This is a genomic window from Thauera humireducens (assembly GCF_001051995.2).
Classification (GTDB): domain Bacteria; phylum Pseudomonadota; class Gammaproteobacteria; order Burkholderiales; family Rhodocyclaceae; genus Thauera; species Thauera humireducens.
The window spans coordinates 4101305-4117646 of the sequence record NZ_CP014646.1 but is presented as its reverse complement, the minus strand read 5'-3'; the positions used below and the strand labels follow the sequence as shown (position 1 = coordinate 4117646).

At 64.2% G+C, this 16342-nt stretch carries 16 protein-coding genes; 6 read left to right on the top strand and 10 right to left on the bottom strand.

Annotated features, from left to right (window positions below; translation table 11 throughout):
- Positions 1 to 32 precede the first annotated feature (32 nt).
- Positions 33 to 794 carry a PP2C family protein-serine/threonine phosphatase gene (locus tag AC731_RS19115; protein WP_038011482.1) on the bottom strand — a complete coding sequence of 254 codons (762 nt, stop codon included), beginning with the start codon at positions 792 to 794 and terminating at the stop codon, positions 33 to 35.
- A 191-nt stretch (positions 795 to 985) separates the two neighbouring features.
- On the opposite strand from AC731_RS19115, the gene AC731_RS19110 reads away from it, so the two are divergent.
- From AC731_RS19110 to proB, 5 genes are all read left to right on the top strand, one after another.
- Positions 986 to 2692 carry a SulP family inorganic anion transporter gene (locus tag AC731_RS19110; RefSeq protein ID WP_048708502.1) on the top strand — a complete coding sequence of 569 codons (1707 nt, stop codon included), beginning with the start codon at positions 986 to 988 and terminating at the stop codon, positions 2690 to 2692.
- 134 nt (positions 2693 to 2826) lie between these two features.
- Positions 2827 to 3138, top strand: coding sequence for a 50S ribosomal protein L21 (gene rplU / locus AC731_RS19105; protein ID WP_004259044.1), 312 nt, complete (start codon positions 2827 to 2829; stop codon positions 3136 to 3138).
- 20 nt (positions 3139 to 3158) lie between these two features.
- Positions 3159 to 3422 carry a 50S ribosomal protein L27 gene (gene rpmA / locus AC731_RS19100; protein WP_004259048.1) on the top strand — a complete coding sequence of 88 codons (264 nt, stop codon included), beginning with the start codon at positions 3159 to 3161 and terminating at the stop codon, positions 3420 to 3422.
- 84 nt (positions 3423 to 3506) lie between these two features.
- A complete protein-coding gene (gene cgtA, locus AC731_RS19095) occupies positions 3507 to 4676 on the top strand; it encodes an Obg family GTPase CgtA (protein WP_004259051.1) in 1170 nt (389 codons plus the stop codon).
- Between the two features lie 108 nt (positions 4677 to 4784).
- On the top strand, positions 4785 to 5900 hold the full coding sequence (gene proB / locus AC731_RS19090) for a glutamate 5-kinase (RefSeq protein ID WP_048708500.1): 1116 nt from the start codon (positions 4785 to 4787) through the stop codon (positions 5898 to 5900).
- A gap of 78 nt (positions 5901 to 5978) precedes the next feature.
- On the opposite strand, the gene AC731_RS19085 is transcribed toward proB, so the two are convergent.
- From AC731_RS19085 to AC731_RS19070, 4 genes are all read right to left on the bottom strand, one after another.
- Positions 5979 to 8285, bottom strand: coding sequence for an efflux RND transporter permease subunit (locus tag AC731_RS19085; protein WP_048708498.1), 2307 nt, complete (start codon positions 8283 to 8285; stop codon positions 5979 to 5981).
- A 40-nt stretch (positions 8286 to 8325) separates the two neighbouring features.
- On the bottom strand, positions 8326 to 9588 hold the full coding sequence (locus AC731_RS19080; protein WP_048708497.1) for a DUF1302 family protein: 1263 nt from the start codon (positions 9586 to 9588) through the stop codon (positions 8326 to 8328).
- A gap of 53 nt (positions 9589 to 9641) precedes the next feature.
- Positions 9642 to 10412, bottom strand: a complete 771-nt coding sequence (locus tag AC731_RS19075) for an outer membrane lipoprotein-sorting protein (protein WP_237266570.1) — start codon at positions 10410 to 10412, stop codon at positions 9642 to 9644.
- Positions 10413 to 10563: 151 nt separating this feature from the next.
- Positions 10564 to 11436 (bottom strand): ThiF family adenylyltransferase, encoded by an 873-nt coding sequence (locus tag AC731_RS19070; protein WP_082794377.1) that lies wholly within the window; start codon positions 11434 to 11436, stop codon positions 10564 to 10566.
- A 273-nt stretch (positions 11437 to 11709) separates the two neighbouring features.
- On the opposite strand from AC731_RS19070, the gene AC731_RS19065 reads away from it, so the two are divergent.
- Entirely contained in the window at positions 11710 to 12537 is an 828-nt protein-coding gene (locus tag AC731_RS19065; protein WP_048708494.1) for a PEP-CTERM sorting domain-containing protein, read from the top strand.
- A gap of 210 nt (positions 12538 to 12747) precedes the next feature.
- On the opposite strand, the gene AC731_RS19060 is transcribed toward AC731_RS19065, so the two are convergent.
- The 5 genes from AC731_RS19060 to AC731_RS19040 all read right to left on the bottom strand — a co-directional run bounded on the left by AC731_RS19060 (position 12748) and on the right by AC731_RS19040 (position 16332).
- Positions 12748 to 13533, bottom strand: coding sequence for a GNAT family N-acyltransferase (locus AC731_RS19060; RefSeq protein WP_048708492.1), 786 nt, complete (start codon positions 13531 to 13533; stop codon positions 12748 to 12750).
- A gap of 145 nt (positions 13534 to 13678) precedes the next feature.
- Complete coding sequence (locus AC731_RS19055; RefSeq protein ID WP_048708490.1) at positions 13679 to 14437, bottom strand: PEP-CTERM/exosortase system-associated acyltransferase; 759 nt, start codon at positions 14435 to 14437, stop codon at positions 13679 to 13681.
- Positions 14430 to 15272 (bottom strand): methyltransferase domain-containing protein, encoded by an 843-nt coding sequence (locus AC731_RS19050; protein WP_237266569.1) that lies wholly within the window; start codon positions 15270 to 15272, stop codon positions 14430 to 14432. Before AC731_RS19050 ends, AC731_RS19055 begins: the two co-directional genes overlap by 8 nt.
- Positions 15273 to 15437: 165 nt before the next feature.
- On the bottom strand, positions 15438 to 16040 hold the full coding sequence (locus tag AC731_RS19045) for an acyl carrier protein phosphodiesterase (protein WP_048708486.1): 603 nt from the start codon (positions 16038 to 16040) through the stop codon (positions 15438 to 15440).
- A 43-nt stretch (positions 16041 to 16083) separates the two neighbouring features.
- Positions 16084 to 16332 (bottom strand): acyl carrier protein, encoded by a 249-nt coding sequence (locus AC731_RS19040; protein WP_048708484.1) that lies wholly within the window; start codon positions 16330 to 16332, stop codon positions 16084 to 16086.
- Positions 16333 to 16342 lie beyond the last annotated feature (10 nt).

The window sequence follows — 16342 nt, the reverse complement described above, 5'->3', positions numbered from 1 at the left end:
CAGGACCGCGCCCCGGGAGGAAGCCCCTGCACTCAGCGCGCAGCGCTGGCGAGGGGCACGAGCTTGACGATGATCAGGGAGATGTTGTCGCCCGCCCCGCCCGCGCGCTCGCGCGCCATGGCGATCAGGCGCTCGGCCGCCTCACGCGGCGGCGCGGACTGGATGGTCGAAGCCAGTTCGACGTCGGTAAAGTAGGCCCACAGCCCGTCGGAGCACAGCAGGAAGGCATCGCCGGCATCGGGGGACTCGAGCATGCCGTAGTCGACCCTCGGCTCTCTCTCGCTGCCGAGACAGGACAACAGCACGTTGCGCTGCGGATGCCTCAGTGACCCCTCTTCGTCGAGGCGCCCCTTGCGCATCAATTCGCCGACGAGCGAATGGTCGCCGCTGCGCGACACCGTCTCGGTGCCGCGGAAGTGGTAGATGCGTGAATCCCCGCAATGCGCCCAATACGCTCTGCCCTGCTCCATCAGGAATGTCACGGCCGTGCTGTGCGGGTCCTTCTCGCTGGTAAAGCGCGTGAGCTTGATGACGACATGCGCTTCGTCGATGACGCTCGACAACAACTCCTGCGGCGTCTCGTGTCCGGGCGCATACACTTCGAGATTCTGCTTCGCGCGCATGATGACCTGCTCGGCCGCCATTGCCCCGCCGCTATGCCCGCCCATGCCATCCGCCAGGACGGCGAGCATGACACCCGGCCTCTTCGGATGAGCGAACAGCCCTACGCGGTCCTGTTGTTCGGCGCGGTCGCCGATATGCATGGCGACACAGGTTTCAGCAGAGAATGCCATTTGAGATGCATGGATGACGGTGACGGGATCATACCAACCGCCCAAGCCAGCGCACGACCGAAACCCGCAGCGGCGCGCCCTGCCTGCGGACCCGCGTGACGGATTTCACGACCAGACCCAAACTGGGGCGTCAGCAGGTCGCATGCGCGCATTTGCTACCATGGCGCCCATCGATCCGTTGCTCCCTTCCGATGACCGCGCGCTTACGCCCAGAAAGAATTCTCCCCGCACTCGCCTGGCCGCGGCACTGGGCGGATGGCGGGCTGCGCGGCGATCTGCTGGCAGGCTTGACCGTCGCTCTGGTCATGATTCCCCAGGCGCTGGCCTACGCCAAACTCGCGGGACTGCCGCCGCAGGTCGGCCTGTATGCCGCCCTGCTACCCGCCGTGGTCGCCGCACTGTTCGGTTCCTGCGGCCAACTGTCCACCGGCCCTGTCGCCCTCACCGGCCTGCTCGTCGGCGCCAGCCTCCTGCCGCTTGCAGGAGGCGACCCCGAGCGCCTGATCGGACTCGCCCTGCTGCTTGCACTGTTGTCCGGACTCATCCAGCTCGCACTGGGCGTCCTGCGCCTGGGCTGGCTGCTGAACCTGCTGTCGATGCCTGTTCTGATGGGTTTCGTGAACGCAGCGGCGCTGATCATCTGCCTGACGCAGATTCCCGCGCTGTTCGGCATCGCCCTCGCGCAGGACGAACACCTGGTGATGGGCGTGGTACACATGCTGACCGACAACCGCGACCTCCACGCGGCCTCGGTCGCCTTCGGCCTCGGCACCCTGGGGGCCTTGCTGACGATGAAACGCCTCGCACCACGCCTGCCAGGCGTGCCGATCGTGGTCGCGGCAAGCACTGCGGCGTCGGCGCTGCTGGGATTCGAGGCGGGCGGCGGCGACGTGATCGGCCACATTCCGCAGTCGCTGCCAGCACTCAGCCTGCCACCCTTGCGGCCCGAGCTTGCCATGACGCTGCTGCCAGCCGCCTTCGTGGTCGCGATGGTCAGCTTCATGGAAGCCGCGTCGAGCGCCAAGCTGATCTCCGGCCGTACCCGCCAACCCTGGGACCAGGATCAGGAGTTGATCGGCCAGGGCCTGGGCAAGGTCGCCGCCGCCTTCACCAGCGGCATGCCCGTCAGCGCCTCGTTCTCGCGCTCGGCGCTCAACTACGCCAGCGAAGCGCGCACCGGGCTGTCGTCCGTGGTGACGGCAGCGATCGTGCTCATCGTGCTGCTCTACCTCACACCCCTGCTCTGGCACCTGCCCAAACCCGTGCTCGCCGCCGTGATCCTGCAGGCAGTCAGCGGCCTGATCGACCTCAAGGTGTTGCGACGCGCGTGGCGCGCCAACCGGGACGATGGCATCAGCGCGATCCTTACCTTCATTGCGACGCTGGCATTTGCGCCCAACATCCAGAACGGCATCTTCACCGGTCTGATCCTGACGCTGGCCCTGATGGTCTATCGCAGCATGCAACCGCGCGTCGTCCAGCTCGGCCTTCACCCGGACGGCACCTACCGCGACCTTCACCGCTTCGGGCTCACCCACCCCGATCCGCGGGTCGTGATCGTTCGCTTCGACAGCCCGCTGACCTTCGTCACCGCCGCCTCCTTCGAGGACGGACTGCTACGCGCCGCGCGGGCACAGCCCGACGTGCGGACCGTGCTGGTGTCGGCGGCCGGCATCAACGAGATCGATGCGACCGGGCTCTACACGCTCGCCGGGCTGATCGAGCGCTTTCACGCCCAAGGCCAGTCGATCGCCTTCTGCGGTCTCAAGAAGCAGGTGATCGACGCCATGGAACGCGATGGCCTGTGGCCGCGCATCGCTGACATCGCCGCCTACCGCACCGAACAGCAGGCACTCAGGGCATTGCTGCACAAGCCGCCAGCCGCGACGCCCACTTGAGCGCCTGGGCAACGGCTCGCAACCTGCCTTGCGCTGGCGGACAAGAAGCGTATGCTGCTGATTGGCATTGACTTTCGGGACCCCGCCAGTTAGAGTGCGCGATTCTTTGCAAACCCATCAACTGGAGCAACACCATGTACGCGGTGATAAAAACCGGTGGCAAGCAGTATCGCGTTGCCGCTGGCGAAAAGATCAAGGTAGAACAGATACCGGCCGACGTGGGTTCCGAAATCACCATCGACCAGGTTTTCATGGTCGGTGAAGGCGAGTCCGTGAAGATCGGCACGCCGGTGGTCGCCGGAGCTTCCGTCAAGGCGACCGTGGTTTCGCACGGCCGTCACGACAAGATCAAGATTTTCAAGATGCGCCGCCGCAAGCACTACCAGAAGCACCAGGGGCATCGTCAGAACTACACCGAGCTTCGCATCGAAGCGATCTCGGCCTAAGGCGTAGGGGGTAATCCGACATGGCACACAAAAAAGCTGGCGGTAGTTCGCGCAACGGCCGCGACTCGGAATCGAAACGCCTCGGCGTGAAGCGCTACGGTGGCCAGTTCGTGCTCGCCGGCAACATCATCGTTCGCCAGCGCGGCACCGAATATCACCCGGGCGACAACGTCGGCATCGGCAAGGATCACACGCTGTTCGCGCTGAAGGATGGCGTTGTACAGTTTGCGGTCAAGGGCCCGTCGAAGCGCCGCACCGTGATCATCGTGCCCGAAGCGGCCTGATCACTGGCGCCACGCGCTTTTGCAGTACAAAAGCCCTATCCTTGCGGTAGGGCTTTTTCATTTTTGGATCAAGGTTGATCAGGCATGAAGTTTTTTGACGAAGCCCGCATCGAAGTCTTCGCCGGCGACGGCGGCAACGGCGCGGCCACCTTCCGCCGCGAGAAGTTCATTCCCAAGGGCGGCCCCAGTGGCGGCGACGGCGGGCGAGGCGGCAGCGTTTACGCAGTGGCCGACCGCAACCTCAACACCCTGATCGACTACCGCTACACCCGCAGCTTCCGCGCCGAACGCGGCGAGAACGGCGGCAGCCGCGACTGCTATGGCAAGGGCGGCGACGACATCACGCTGCGCTTCCCGGTGGGTACGGTGATCCGCAACCTCGAGACCGAGGAGCTGATCGCCGACCTCGACGAGGACGGCAAGAAAGTCCTGATCGCCCGAGGCGGCCGTGGCGGCCTGGGCAACATCCACTTCAAGTCCAGCGTCAATCGCGCTCCGCGCAAGAAGACCATGGGCCAACCAGGCGAGCAGTTCAGCCTGCACCTCGAGCTGAAGATCCTCGCGGACGTCGGCCTGCTGGGCATGCCCAACGCCGGCAAGTCCACCTTCATCCGCAGCGTGTCGGCAGCCAAGCCGAAGGTCGCGGATTACCCCTTCACCACGCTCGCACCCAACCTGGGCGTGGTCCGCACGTCCGAGAACCGCAGCTTCGTCATCGCCGACATCCCCGGCCTGATCGAGGGCGCGGCCGAAGGCGCCGGCCTGGGCCACCAGTTTCTGCGTCACTTGCAGCGTACCCATGTGCTGCTGCACCTGGTCGACCTCGCCCCCTTCGACCCCGAGGCCGACCCGGTCGCCGACGCCAAGGCCATCGTCGAGGAACTGCGCAAATACGACGAGGCGCTCTACAACAAGCCGCGCTGGCTGGCGCTGAACAAGCTCGACCTGATTCCCGAGGAAGAACGCGCCGAGCGTGTTGCCGCGTTTCTCGAGGCCTACGGCCCGGTGGAACGGCACTTCGAGATCTCCGCGCTGAAGGCCGAGGGCACGAAGGCGCTCGTCTTCGCGATCCAGGATTTCCTCGACGCCGAACGCGCCCGCATCGAAGCCGAACGTGCAGAGCGCCTGGCCGCCGAGACGGCCCGTCTTGCAGCGATCGAGGCCGAGCGCGCCGCCGCGGATGCAGCGTACGAAGCCGAAGCCCTGGACGAGGACGACCTGCCCGAGGACGCATCCGGCGACGAATTGCGCTGACCTCTCCGCCGCCCCCTGCGCGGCGTCCATCCGGCCGCGCAGGGGGCGGCGGACACAAACGCATTGACCCCCGCATTGACCCCTGTTGACCCAAGGTTTGCAGCCCAGATGAGAACCAAGATCCGCAACGCCCGCCGCCTCGTCGTCAAGGTCGGCAGCGCACTCGTCACCAATAACGGCGCCGGACTCGACAAGGACGCACTGGACGACTGGGCGAGGCAGATCGCTGCGCTGCGCACGGAAGGCCGCGAGGTGACCCTCGTTTCTTCCGGCGCCATCGCCGCCGGCATGCAACGTCTGGGCTGGAGCAAGCGCCCCCAGGAGATGAGCAGGCTGCAGGCTGCCGCAGCCGTCGGCCAGATGGGGCTGGTGGAGGCCTATGAAAAGGCCTTCTCGCGCCACGGCCTGCACACCGCGCAGATCCTGCTGACGCACGAGGACCTGGCCGACCGCACCCGCTACCTCAACGCCCGCAGCACGCTCACCACCCTGCTCGAACTCGGCGTCGTGCCGATCATCAACGAGAACGACACCGTGGTCACCGACGAGATCAAGTTCGGCGACAACGACACCCTGGGCGCGCTGGTCGCCAACCTGATCGAAGCCGATGCGCTGATCATCCTGACCGACCAGCAAGGCCTGTACACCGCCGACCCGCGCAAGGACCCGGCGGCGACGCTGATCTCCGAAGGCCGCGCCGAGGACCGACAGTACGAGTCCATGGCGGGCGACGCCGGCACCGGCATCAGCAAGGGCGGCATGATCACCAAGATCCGCGCCGCCCAGCGCGCCGCCCGCAGTGGTGCGCACACCTGCATTGCCAGCGGGCGCGAGCAGGATCCGCTGCTGCGCCTCGCCGCCGGCGAGGCCCTCGGTACCCTACTCTATGCGACCAGCAGCCCGCTGCAGGCGCGCAAGCAATGGCTCGCCGACCATCTCCAGCTCGCAGGCGATCTCGTCATCGACGACGGTGCCGTCGCCGCGCTGAAGAGCGGACGTAGCCTGTTGCCGGTTGGCGTCGTTGCAGTGCGCGGCGATTTCGAGCGCGGCGCGGCGGTCGCCTGCCGTACCGCGGACGGCGAGGAAGTCGCGCGCGGCCTGGTCAACTACAGCGCCACCGAATGCCGCCGCATCGCACGCAAGCCGACGGGGGAAATCGAGACGCTGCTGGGCTACGTCGACGAACCCGAAGTCGTCCATCGCGACAACATGGTCCTACGCTGAAGGCGCGCATCGGGCCCTGCAGTCCGCAGCGCCCGATGCGCGGCTGAAACTCCACCGGCAGGCGGCCGTCCCCCAGTCTCAGGCCGACAGGAAGCGGTGTCGCGTCCTGAACCGGCCCCACAGCACGAGCAGCGCGGGCAGCATCAGCAGCTCCATCAACTGTCCCGCCAGCAGGCCGGTGGCCGTGAGCAGACCGAAGTTGGAGGTCGGGACGAAGCTCGACGTACCCAACAGCAGGAACTGCGACACCAGCAGCAGCGAAATCGCCACCACCGCGCGCCCCGAGGCTTCGAAGCTGCGCGCGACCGAGAACACGACGCTGCGCCCCTGCTCCCGGCGCGCCAGGTAGTTGTGGAAAAGGTGGATGGTGTCATCCACCGTGATGCCCAGCACGACCCCCGCGATCAGCACCGTCGCCATGTCCAGCGGAATACCGGTGCCCCCCATCAGCGTGAACACGAAGAACAGCGGAGCGAGGTTGGGAATCATGCCGATCACCGCCGCCGGCAACGAGCGCCACAGCAGGAACATGATCAGGAAGATCTGGCCGAACGCGCCCAGGAAACTATGCAACTGGCCGACGACGAGCAGGTCCTCCTGGTCGGCAAACAGGCGGCCGTACCCCGCCAGCTCCCACTTCAGCGCAGGATCATCCACCGTCGCGATCAGGGCCTCGATGCGATCGATGACCCCCTGGATTTCGTTCGCGCCATGCACGTTCACGTTGAGCAGGATGCGCATGCGCTGGTACTCGTTGTTCACCAGTTCCTGCAGGTCGCGGCCGTCATAGATCAGGAGAAGCTGGCTGAGCAGGCGGTCGTCGTCAGGCAGGCGACGGAAAGCCTCGTCCTCCTCGTTGAAGGCCCAATGCATCTCCTCGACGATATCCATCATCGACAGACTGCGATCGACCTCGGGCAGCGCCTCGACCTGCATCTGCAGGGCCTTGATCGCCTGCAGCCGCTTCGCATCCTTGAAGGCATCGCGCCCCGGCCCGTCGATGACGATCTCCAGCGCGGTGACCCCCACCAAGGTTCGCTCCACCCTGTCCGTCGACTGGGTCAACGGATGCGATGCGGTGAAGAACTTCAGCAGATCGGACTCTGCCTGCACCTTCAGCGCAAGCGGAATCGCCGCGACAGCCAGTACAACGGCACCGCCAACCACCCAGCCCGCGCGGCGCATGCCGAAGCTCGCAAACGCATAGGAGATGCGCTTGGTCCACGCAAACCCGCCCCCGCTCTTGGGCCACGGCCCACGGTCGTACTTCACCAGCAGCGGCGGCACGAGGTAGAACACCACGAAGTAGATGACCACGACACCGACCGCGCTGATCGCACCGAACACCTGGATCGGCGGGATCGGCACCAGCACTAGGCTGATCATGCCGGCGGCCGTGGTCAACACGTTGAACATCGCCGGCGAATGCACGCTCTGCAGCGCGAACACCACGCGCTTGGGGCGCCGGAAACCGGCATCCCGCATGCGCTTCAGCGCCGCGTAGAGATGCAGGAGATTGCCGACCGTGTAGGCGGACAGCAAGGTCGGGATCATCGCGGTGACCAGGGTGTACGGCAGCCCGAGAGCCGCGATCAAGCCGACGCAGGCGATCACCACGGTGCTCATCGCCACAGCGCCGATCACGATCGGCACGATGCGCCCGACCACCCAGTAAAGCAGCGCCAGGCCCAGACCCATCACCAGCGGCGTGAAGACGAGCGTGTCGCGCACCATCGAGCACAGTTGCGCAGCATCGAGCGCCACCGTACCGGCCACCGCGGTCAGCCGCTCATCCACAGCCTCCTCGCCCACCGCATCGTAGAGCGCCTGTTCTACGGACTGGCGCTGCCGGCTCTCCTGCAGTTTGTGCGTGCGCACCACCAATGCGAGCACCTTGCCGTCGCGCGAGGCAAGCCAGCCGGGCATGAAGCGGTCGGCCAGCACACGCTGCAAGCGCTCATCGGCCGTCCCCTCGTCCAGCCGTTCCGGATCGATCAGGGGCTCGACGACGAAGCCGTCCGCACTGCCTGCAATGTGATCGACCCGAGTGACGGAGAACACCCGATCGACATCGGGGTGCGCTTCCATGCGCCCGGCGACGCGGTCGAGCGCGCCGAGCACTTCGGACGAGTAAAGATCGTCACCCTCGAACAGGGCGATGAGGATCTCGTCGTTCGGAAACTCCGCCCGCAGTTCGCGTTCCAGCACCGTCGCCGGCGCATCCGACGGAAAGTAGAGCTCGGGGGCATTGTTGAGTTCGAGACGGAGCAGCAGCGCACCGCAGATCAGATGGATGATCAGGATGATCGCCATCGCCGGCCGCCTGCGAAGCAGCTGGGGTTGCGTCACGCGCAGCAGGATGCGTTGCAGCCAGGACCTCAGCATGGACGCGAACCGATTTCCCTCACTCGCTCACCCTGCCGCCTCAGAACGAGGCCTGCCAGCCCACCGACACGCTGTCGTTGCGCTCGTAGAAGCCGCCCAGGGTCTGCTCGGCGCCACTGAACAGGTGAGCAGCGACGAAGATTTCATGCTGGTCGATACCGGTGTAGGTGAGGCGCGGATTCAGGTAGAAATCGCGTGTGCCCAGCCCCGCAACGAAGCGCAGATCGGCCCGCCAGCGACCGAGCGCGAACGGATGCTCGATCTCGCCCGTGAGGGCGTAGACCTCGGTCCGGTCGAGCACCGCCTCATCGGTCATCACCCGGTGGGCGGCAAGCTGGAGCGTCAGGCGAGTCTCGCCGTCACCCGGGAACAGCTCAGCCCCGATCACCACGTCGTAACCGGGCGCCGTGCGGTAGCCGAAGCGCCGTGTCGTGAGCGGCACGTCACTCGTCCATGCGGCCTCCATGCGCCACGTGGCGCCGCCGCGCTCGGTCTCGAACTCGGCCCCCACCGTGGTGCTGTAGGGATGAACCGCCTGCAGCGTGCCACCCATCAGCTTGTAATAGGGCTGCGACTGGCGCACGCGCTGGATGCTCAGGCCGTAGTCCATGCCATCCGCTTCACGGGTGAAACGCAGCCCGCCGCCGCCACTGCTGTCGTTGTCGGCCTCGCGAACGCGCACGCCGACCAGTGCCGGGAAGGTACCGATGCCGAAAATCCGGCCGCGGCGCACATCGACGGGGTGCCAGACGCTGTCGCGATGCGGCATCACGGCGTCGTCGAAAGCCGGCAGCAGCACTGCATCGAGCTTGTAGTCCTCGCCGAAGTGTTCCGCTCGCAGCGCAGGCACCGCACGCCGGCGTTCAGGCAGCTTGTCGAGCACCGCGCGCGTCAGGTCGGCCCGACTCATGCGATCGATCGGCGAGATCTCGTCCACCCGGCCCCACATGATGTTCTGCGTGCCAATCGTCAGCCGCAGGTCATCTCCGCGCCAGCGAAGATAGTTCTCGGTGTAGTCGCCTCGCGCGCGGTTGAAATCACGGCCGCCGAACTGCGTCAGCACGTCGAAACGCATGCCTAGCGCGTACTCCAGGTCCCCACTGCCGCCCTTGGCGCTGACCGCCCCGCGCAACAGGCCGGCCCCGGAGGATCCCGGATCATCGGTGAAGCCACCCACTTCCAGTCGCAGCGACTCGGCACGCACGCTCAGACCATCGGCATGCAACTTCGACGTCGATGTCAGGCCCAGCGCCAGCATGCAGGCCGCCATGGCACGACGTCGCCGCTCAAACATGAAACGCATCTCACACTCCCGCATTGTTGTTCTTTTCGCCATCACGCCCGAAACCGGCACCATCAAGGGCGGAACTCTCGTTCCATGCGCTCGTCCTCGAGCGCCTTCGAGCTGAACAGACGTTCGGGCAGGCTCCGATCGTAGGCGATGCTGCGCACCGTCAGGCGCGTCTGATGCCCGCTGCCCAGGTCGGTGAGCGTGCTGTCCATCACCGTCCAGTAGCCCTGAACCTGCTCCCGCCGCTCCACCCGCAGCCGCTTGCTGGGCGCCTGCGGATCCTTCTCGAAGAAATCGATCCGCAAGGGCAGATGGGACGCGGGATCGATCCAGCTCACGCGCCGCTTGTAGACCGAATTGCCCGCCTCGACCGGAATGCTCTCGAGCACATCGCACTCCACGCCGTCGACGACCTCGCGACCCAGCAGACGGTGTTCGTCCATGCTTGGTTTGCGGTCGCGCAAGTCCTCGTAGTAGTAGTCCGAGTTAACGAAGCGGCCGCCCTTGCGGTTCGAGTCCACCCGGCGGACGCGCTGCATGGCGGGCAGGTAGATCCACTGGTTCGAAGCGCCGTCGGCCGCGTCTATCGTCAGCAGGCCGGTGCCCTCGATGTCTGCCGGTTCGGTGAAGCGGATCAGGGTGGACACCTCGCCCTCCGGGGCGCTGCGCCGGTACAGCAGCATCGACCTCAACCGCGGGCTGCGCCCCTCCTCGACGAGCGCCATGGTGACCGCGGACGTGGCGTCGTCGCCATCGAGGCGGTCATAGACACGCTGAGCCAGCGCCATGCCGGCTTCGTCCGCCATCGCGGCGCCGGCCAGCAGGAATCCCGACACGAAAAACGCCAATGCCCGGGCCAGACAACCGCCAGACAGCCTGCCTGTTCCAGTCAACATCACCCCCTCCAGATCAAGCAGCCGAGCCATGCACCGGCATGCGAGGCCGATTCTAACCCACACACCCGGCGCAGGCTGCCGGATTCCGCGCTCACGCGGTCGGGCTCAGCTTCTCGAGCCGTTTCTTCGCGACGAAGCTCTTGATCCGCTGCAGCGGGTTGCGGTTGCCCAACCACAGGCGGCGGTGGCGGAAACGCCCGAGGCGCGCATCGAGGTAGGTGTACCACGGCACGCAGCGCAGTTCTTCAGGGTGCAGCAACGCAACCAGCGCCTGCGTCGTGATGAAGCCGGTGCACAGCTTGCATCCCGCCACCGAACTCGGCCCCTTGCGCGCCTTCAGGTTGATGAACTTCGGATCCAGATATTTCAGGTGGTACATCTCGGGCGCGAAGCCGAGCATGAACTGCACGATCTTCTCGTCCTCGCTCATGTCCGGGGTGATCGCAAAATAATCCGCATACGGCATGCCCTCCGGACCAAAAGCCAGCACCCCCGCACCCAACCCCAACGGGACCGCTGCCACTGTCGCCAGCCCGCGCGCACTTGCCGCATTGATCAACAACGGATGCATATCCACCGCGAATGCATCCACCGCATCGATCGCCAGATCCACACCGGCCAAGAACGCGTCGATATTCCCCGTGGAGATCCCTTCCGGGAAGGTCTTGATGCGCAGCGCGGGATTGATCTGCAAGGCATACTCGACCATGACATCGAGCTTCCGCCGCCCGATCGTGCCCATGTTGGCGCCATACTGACGATTGAAGTTGACCAGCTCGAATTCGTCGAACTCGGCGAGGTGAAAGCCGCCAACGCCCGCTCGCACCAGGCTGATCAGATAATCGCCCCCGACCCCCCCCATGCCGGCAATCGCCACCGTGGCATTGCACAGGCGTTGATGTTGATCGGGACTGACGACGCCGAGATTGCGGCTGAAGGCTTCGTCGTAGTTGAAGGCGCTCAAAATGATTCTCCAGTGTGCGTAAGTTGGCGCCATCTTTTCGCAGAGCCCGCTGCATTACAAGGGCGAGCCCCAAAATATGCAGACGCGCAAACTACCCTACCGATCATGGCGCCCAAGTGTCGGCATTCTTTACACCGCCCACAAACATTGTTGAACCTACGCTCCTATCCAATTGTTTTTTCAACGCTAAAGGATTCGGGCACAAATCATGCTTATCGACCCGCGGGGGCAAACGCAGAAGCGACCAAAGCCCACACAACCAGGAGTCTAATCATGAAACTCAACAATTTCGCTGCAGTACTGGCCGCTTCGTCGATGTTTGCGTCGGGTGCCGCCATGGCCGAACCCTTCTACATCAACGTCAATAACTTCGACACTTCGCCGGCGATTGACGTGAGCCAACTCCCTGCCATTGTCCCGACAGACGGCTACACCTCCCTCATTCATCAGTTGGGGATCAACTGGTCAGCGACGTCTGTCTTCACCGACGATGATGGATTTGCGGGCATTACCGTCGGCGACTCCGTACTCGACTCTGGCTTCGGTACCGTATCGAGCTATCTAGACAGCAATGCCAATGCCATCGGCGGCGTAGAAGCTAACGAAGGTGTCGGCACCTTCCATCAGTTACGTTTCAGCTACAACGACCTCGTAGGGAAAGTCGCGTTCAACGACGGAATGGGCGGAATCCTCGCGAGGTACACAAGCGGGACCATCAACGTCTATAACGACAACAACGTCGATGGCGACACCTCCGATCTCGGAGAGAAACTGCTGATGACCCTGAAAATTCTCGACAGTGGCGGCACGGTCGGAAACGCCATCATCTTCGCTTCTGTCTCGTTCGTCGATCCGGGTTCGTTCTTCTTCCCGACTGCAACGGACTGGAGCTCGCTGACGGTAGCCATCAACGCTCGGATTGACTCGAACGTTGATCCGCTACTTCCGACGCAAATTCCGGGCACCAATCGGTGGACCCGCACCTCCACCTTGGATGGCAGCGTTTCGTTCAACCGTGTTCCTGAGCCGAGCGTGCTGGCACTGCTCGGTGTTGGTCTCTTCGGACTCGGCGCCGCGCGTCGCTTCAAAAAGACCGTCTGAGCTAGAGCTCTTCCGAAGCCGGAGTCGTCCCAAGTCTACCTTGGACAGGCGACGACTCCGGCGCAATCCCAAGTCTCACGAAGTGTGTCCCCCGCCGGACGCTCAAGAAAAAAAGCTGCGCAGCGATGCTGAGCAGCTTTTTCTATTTTTGAAGCCTGTTATCGCCGACAGAGATCGCAATAGTCGCACACGACAGGCCGACAATCCGTTTCAAACCACAACGCGCTCCACCAAGGACACGAACAACGGCGCAGAGGGAAGCGCCGGCTCCACACGGACACCCCCGCCGCCGAGCGGCAACGCCAGTTCATCTCCGCCAATCATGAACGAATAGAGATTCGCATTACGCCCAGCAAGCACCGCTCGTGCGTGCTGGAGGTCGATCAGATACGGCTGCCTCGCAGGATACACATCCTGACGAGCCGGCCCCGCTGGGGAGAACGGAAACCCCAGCCGCCCATAGAGGCGAGCCAGTGACGGCTCCATCGCAGCGAAGCAGTGGGTAATCCCGTAACGCCCCATCAGGCGAAAGATCTCCCTGTACAGACCAAGCGTAACAAGTGCTCCGAAACGTCGCGAGCCAACGAAGCCACCCCGGCCCTGACTTTCTCCTGCCTCACGCGCGCCCCAGGGTTGGATCAAGCCGTTGCCGCGCACTCGGCGCAGGGCAGGAGCCAGCGTCAAGCGCCCGACCTCTCCCACACGATCCAGCGGCACGCCATCAACCAGTTGCAGCGAATACCGGGCGCTGACATTGAGCCCCTTGGGTCCGGGAAGGATCAGGCGCGAGCAGGCAAGAGCCTCGCCCGTGCTGCGAGCGCGGCAGAAGATATGGAGACTGTGAACATCGAACTCATCGGTTTCGAACGTACTCCCCGCGGACGAAGGGATGCGTTTCAGCTCTCTGCAAAACACCGCATGGCGCAACGCGAGGTAGTCCTGATACGCCCCTGAACCCGGGCTGACAATCAGGTACTCGACGTTCTGAAAAGCCATACTTCCTCCACTGGTACGTCGACCTCCACACGGTCTCTGCGCATGCCATCAATTCCGGCAAAGATACCGAAGCAGCGCTCTCATAGCTTTGACTGAAATGTAAAACACTTCGTGAAACAGATCACGATCTCCGCGTGAAATCGCGCTAGCCTGCCGGTCTTGTCTCCCCGCCGGCCCGCATGAATTCAAGCAAAGAGGCCTCCCTCTCCCCCAGACTGCGCTCCATTTCCAGTGCGCTGATCAGGAAGACGCGACGCGGAGGGCTCACCGCCTCATTGACAGGCCCAACGGGGACAAAGGGAAACCCGAGGGCGACAAGCAAGCGGCTGAAATGGCTGTCCATCGCAGCCACGCAGTAGTCGATACCCAGTTGCCGGCAGAGTTGATACACCTCACGGTACATCCCGAGCACGAGTTCGGGCTGGTGACGGCGAGCACCCTCCCGCTTACCGGACATTTCCTCTTCGGGACTGCCCTGAATCTTGCCCTGGTCAGCATGCCGCCGACGGAAATGCGGGGCGATAGCCATTCGCGAGATTTCGCCAGTGTTGTCATCCCTCGCATCCGCATACGGCAGAGGACGATCGATCGTGTAGCGGGGCGTGACGTTGAGTCCGTGCAAATTGGGCAGGATGACGCGGACGAAACCCGCAACGGTCTGTGTCGGCTTGTGCGTCGCCAGGAAATGACGGCTGTACGGATCGTACTGGTCCGTCTCGATCGGTTTGCCGTTGCTCGACATCGCATTTGGCGGCTCGACACGCCCGAGCTCCTCGCAGAAGATCTCGTAGCGCGCTTCGAGATAACGCTCATACGCCGACGTGCCGGGCAAAACTTCCTCGAAGCTGAAATAAATCGTCTCCATGCTCAGTTCCTGTTCCTGATCCGCTTCGATGTCATACATTCTTCTGTCCGGACACGATGAACACGCCGGCCGCCACCAGACGGCGCCCGGCCGCGACATCTGCCGCCAGATCCTCATAGAGTTTGCGCGCGTCGACACTCTCACCAAGCAGGGACGCCTTGTAACCCAGCAGGATGTTGAAGAGGACGCCAAAGGGCAACTCGGTGCTGGTCAGCGACATGACGCGGGCCTTCACGTTCGAGAAACCCGCATGCCGCATCATCCCGGGTAGTTTGCGGCCGATGAAGCGATCGCCGCCTTGCGTGTGCTGCACAGCCTGCGCCGACTGCATCACCTCGGTCACGCGCGGCTCCTCGGGATGGAAGATGACCAGGCCGTCGTCCGAATCGACCGCACAGAACACACCACCAGGTCGCAGTACGCGAAAGACCTCGTCGACCACAGCCTGCGGACCGGGCACATGTTGCAGCACGAAGCGTGCATACCCGAAATCAATGGACGCATCGGCCAGTGGGAGCGCGTTGCCATAGGCCTGATGCGGATGAAGACCTCGTGCCGGCGGCTTCTTGACGTTCTCCGGCAGCTGCTTCAACAGGGCCGCGTTCGGCTCCACCGCATGAAGGCTGCCGTCGGGTGCGAGCTCGCTCAACAGGTCCGAAACGTAACCCGGCCCACTGCCGATTTCCAGCACGTCGTGTCCCGCCTGAATGCCGGCTGAGCGCAGGATCGAGGCTTCGATACCCCGCACCGCCATTGCCTGCTGGCGCAGGCGTTCGGTCTGAAACGCTGCGTCGTTCAAGGCATCGAAATCGTAAGAGCCGGTACTTGTCATGATCAGTTTCCAATGGCGCGGGCCGGCACCCGGGAGCCGCATGATGCCTTGCTTACGGCGACGCGGCCCGCTGAATGACGCACCAAGTATTTTGCTGCAGTTAAGGAACTATTGCACGCTTCCGACCGCGGAATTTGACAATTGTCATCCCCGGCCAATGCGACGGCATACGTATTGCGCAGGACGGCCTCCGATCTCTGCGACGGGCTACGCCGAATCGGGCGTTTCCCGTCGATGCAGCCAGTTCCGGACGAAGGCCTGAGCCTCCGGCAACCAGCACGCAAAGTCATCGGCAAATCCCGTTTCGTCGGCGATGAACTCCAGCTCGGCCTGCGCGATGGGATTTGGCTGTCGCGCACGCAGCGACATCCTCGCCAGGACGTCTGCAATGCCTTCGATCCTCGTGTAGCTCTGAAGCCAGCCTTCGCGCGCCATCATCGACAGCGCGGGTCGCGCCGCAGGCGGCAGGTCCTGCAGGCGGCCGCCTATGTGCGCGTACACCCGGGCGCAGTAGTCATCCAGCGGCCTGTCATGATGTGCCTCCCATGCACGTGCGAGCAGGTGGTCGTAAAAGATGTCGACGAGCACACCTGCATAGCGCCGCCGCGAGGTAGAGACTCGCGTCCGGCTCCTACAGAAGGCAGGATGCGTCTCGGCGAACACGTCGATCGCGCGATGCAGCGCGACGCCGCGCGCAAGGTCGACAGGCAGGACGCCGGGCAGCGTTCCCTTGATCCAGTCGCCGACCACGCCACCGACGATCAGGGCGGGTTCTTCACCGGCAAGCAGGGCATGGGCGAGGAAGTTCATGGGCGCCTGGAGCCGGAGCGTTGTCGACCAACACGAGTGCGAACTAGCAAGTCATCCGCCCCTGCAGATAGGCCACCAGGTCGGCCAGCGTGACCAGGCGCCGATAGTCGGCCTCGGGGATGCTGACCTTGAGCCGCTCGGAGAGGCCGATCAGGAAGTTCAGCCAGTCCATCGAGTCCAGATCCACCTGCTGGCGCAGGGGGCGGTCCGGGCGCAACCCGCTGCCATCGACTTCAGGGGCGATGGACTGCAGCGTTTCGATGAGGACGGCAAGCAGTTCGGTGTCGTTCATGGCGACGCTC

Bases quoted from the DNA above. Each gene is read 5' to 3' on its own strand.
- AC731_RS19080 (WP_048708497.1), bottom strand. From the start codon at position 9,588: ATGCGTTTCATGTTTGAGCGGCGACGTCGTGCCATGGCGGCCTGCATG.
- AC731_RS19085 (WP_048708498.1), bottom strand. From the start codon at position 8,285: ATGCTGAGGTCCTGGCTGCAACGCATCCTGCTGCGCGTGACGCAACCC.
- AC731_RS19045 (WP_048708486.1), bottom strand. From the start codon at position 16,040: ATGAACTTCCTCGCCCATGCCCTGCTTGCCGGTGAAGAACCCGCCCTG.
- AC731_RS19050 (WP_237266569.1), bottom strand. From the start codon at position 15,272: ATGCGGCTCCCGGGTGCCGGCCCGCGCCATTGGAAACTGATCATGACA.
- rpmA (WP_004259048.1), top strand. From the start codon at position 3,159: ATGGCACACAAAAAAGCTGGCGGTAGTTCGCGCAACGGCCGCGACTCG.
- AC731_RS19110 (WP_048708502.1), top strand. From the start codon at position 986: ATGACCGCGCGCTTACGCCCAGAAAGAATTCTCCCCGCACTCGCCTGG.
- proB (WP_048708500.1), top strand. From the start codon at position 4,785: ATGAGAACCAAGATCCGCAACGCCCGCCGCCTCGTCGTCAAGGTCGGC.
- AC731_RS19060 (WP_048708492.1), bottom strand. From the start codon at position 13,533: ATGGCTTTTCAGAACGTCGAGTACCTGATTGTCAGCCCGGGTTCAGGG.
- rplU (WP_004259044.1), top strand. From the start codon at position 2,827: ATGTACGCGGTGATAAAAACCGGTGGCAAGCAGTATCGCGTTGCCGCT.
- AC731_RS19115 (WP_038011482.1), bottom strand. From the start codon at position 794: ATGGCATTCTCTGCTGAAACCTGTGTCGCCATGCATATCGGCGACCGC.
- AC731_RS19055 (WP_048708490.1), bottom strand. From the start codon at position 14,437: ATGTATGACATCGAAGCGGATCAGGAACAGGAACTGAGCATGGAGACG.
- AC731_RS19040 (WP_048708484.1), bottom strand. From the start codon at position 16,332: ATGAACGACACCGAACTGCTTGCCGTCCTCATCGAAACGCTGCAGTCC.
- AC731_RS19065 (WP_048708494.1), top strand. From the start codon at position 11,710: ATGAAACTCAACAATTTCGCTGCAGTACTGGCCGCTTCGTCGATGTTT.
- cgtA (WP_004259051.1), top strand. From the start codon at position 3,507: ATGAAGTTTTTTGACGAAGCCCGCATCGAAGTCTTCGCCGGCGACGGC.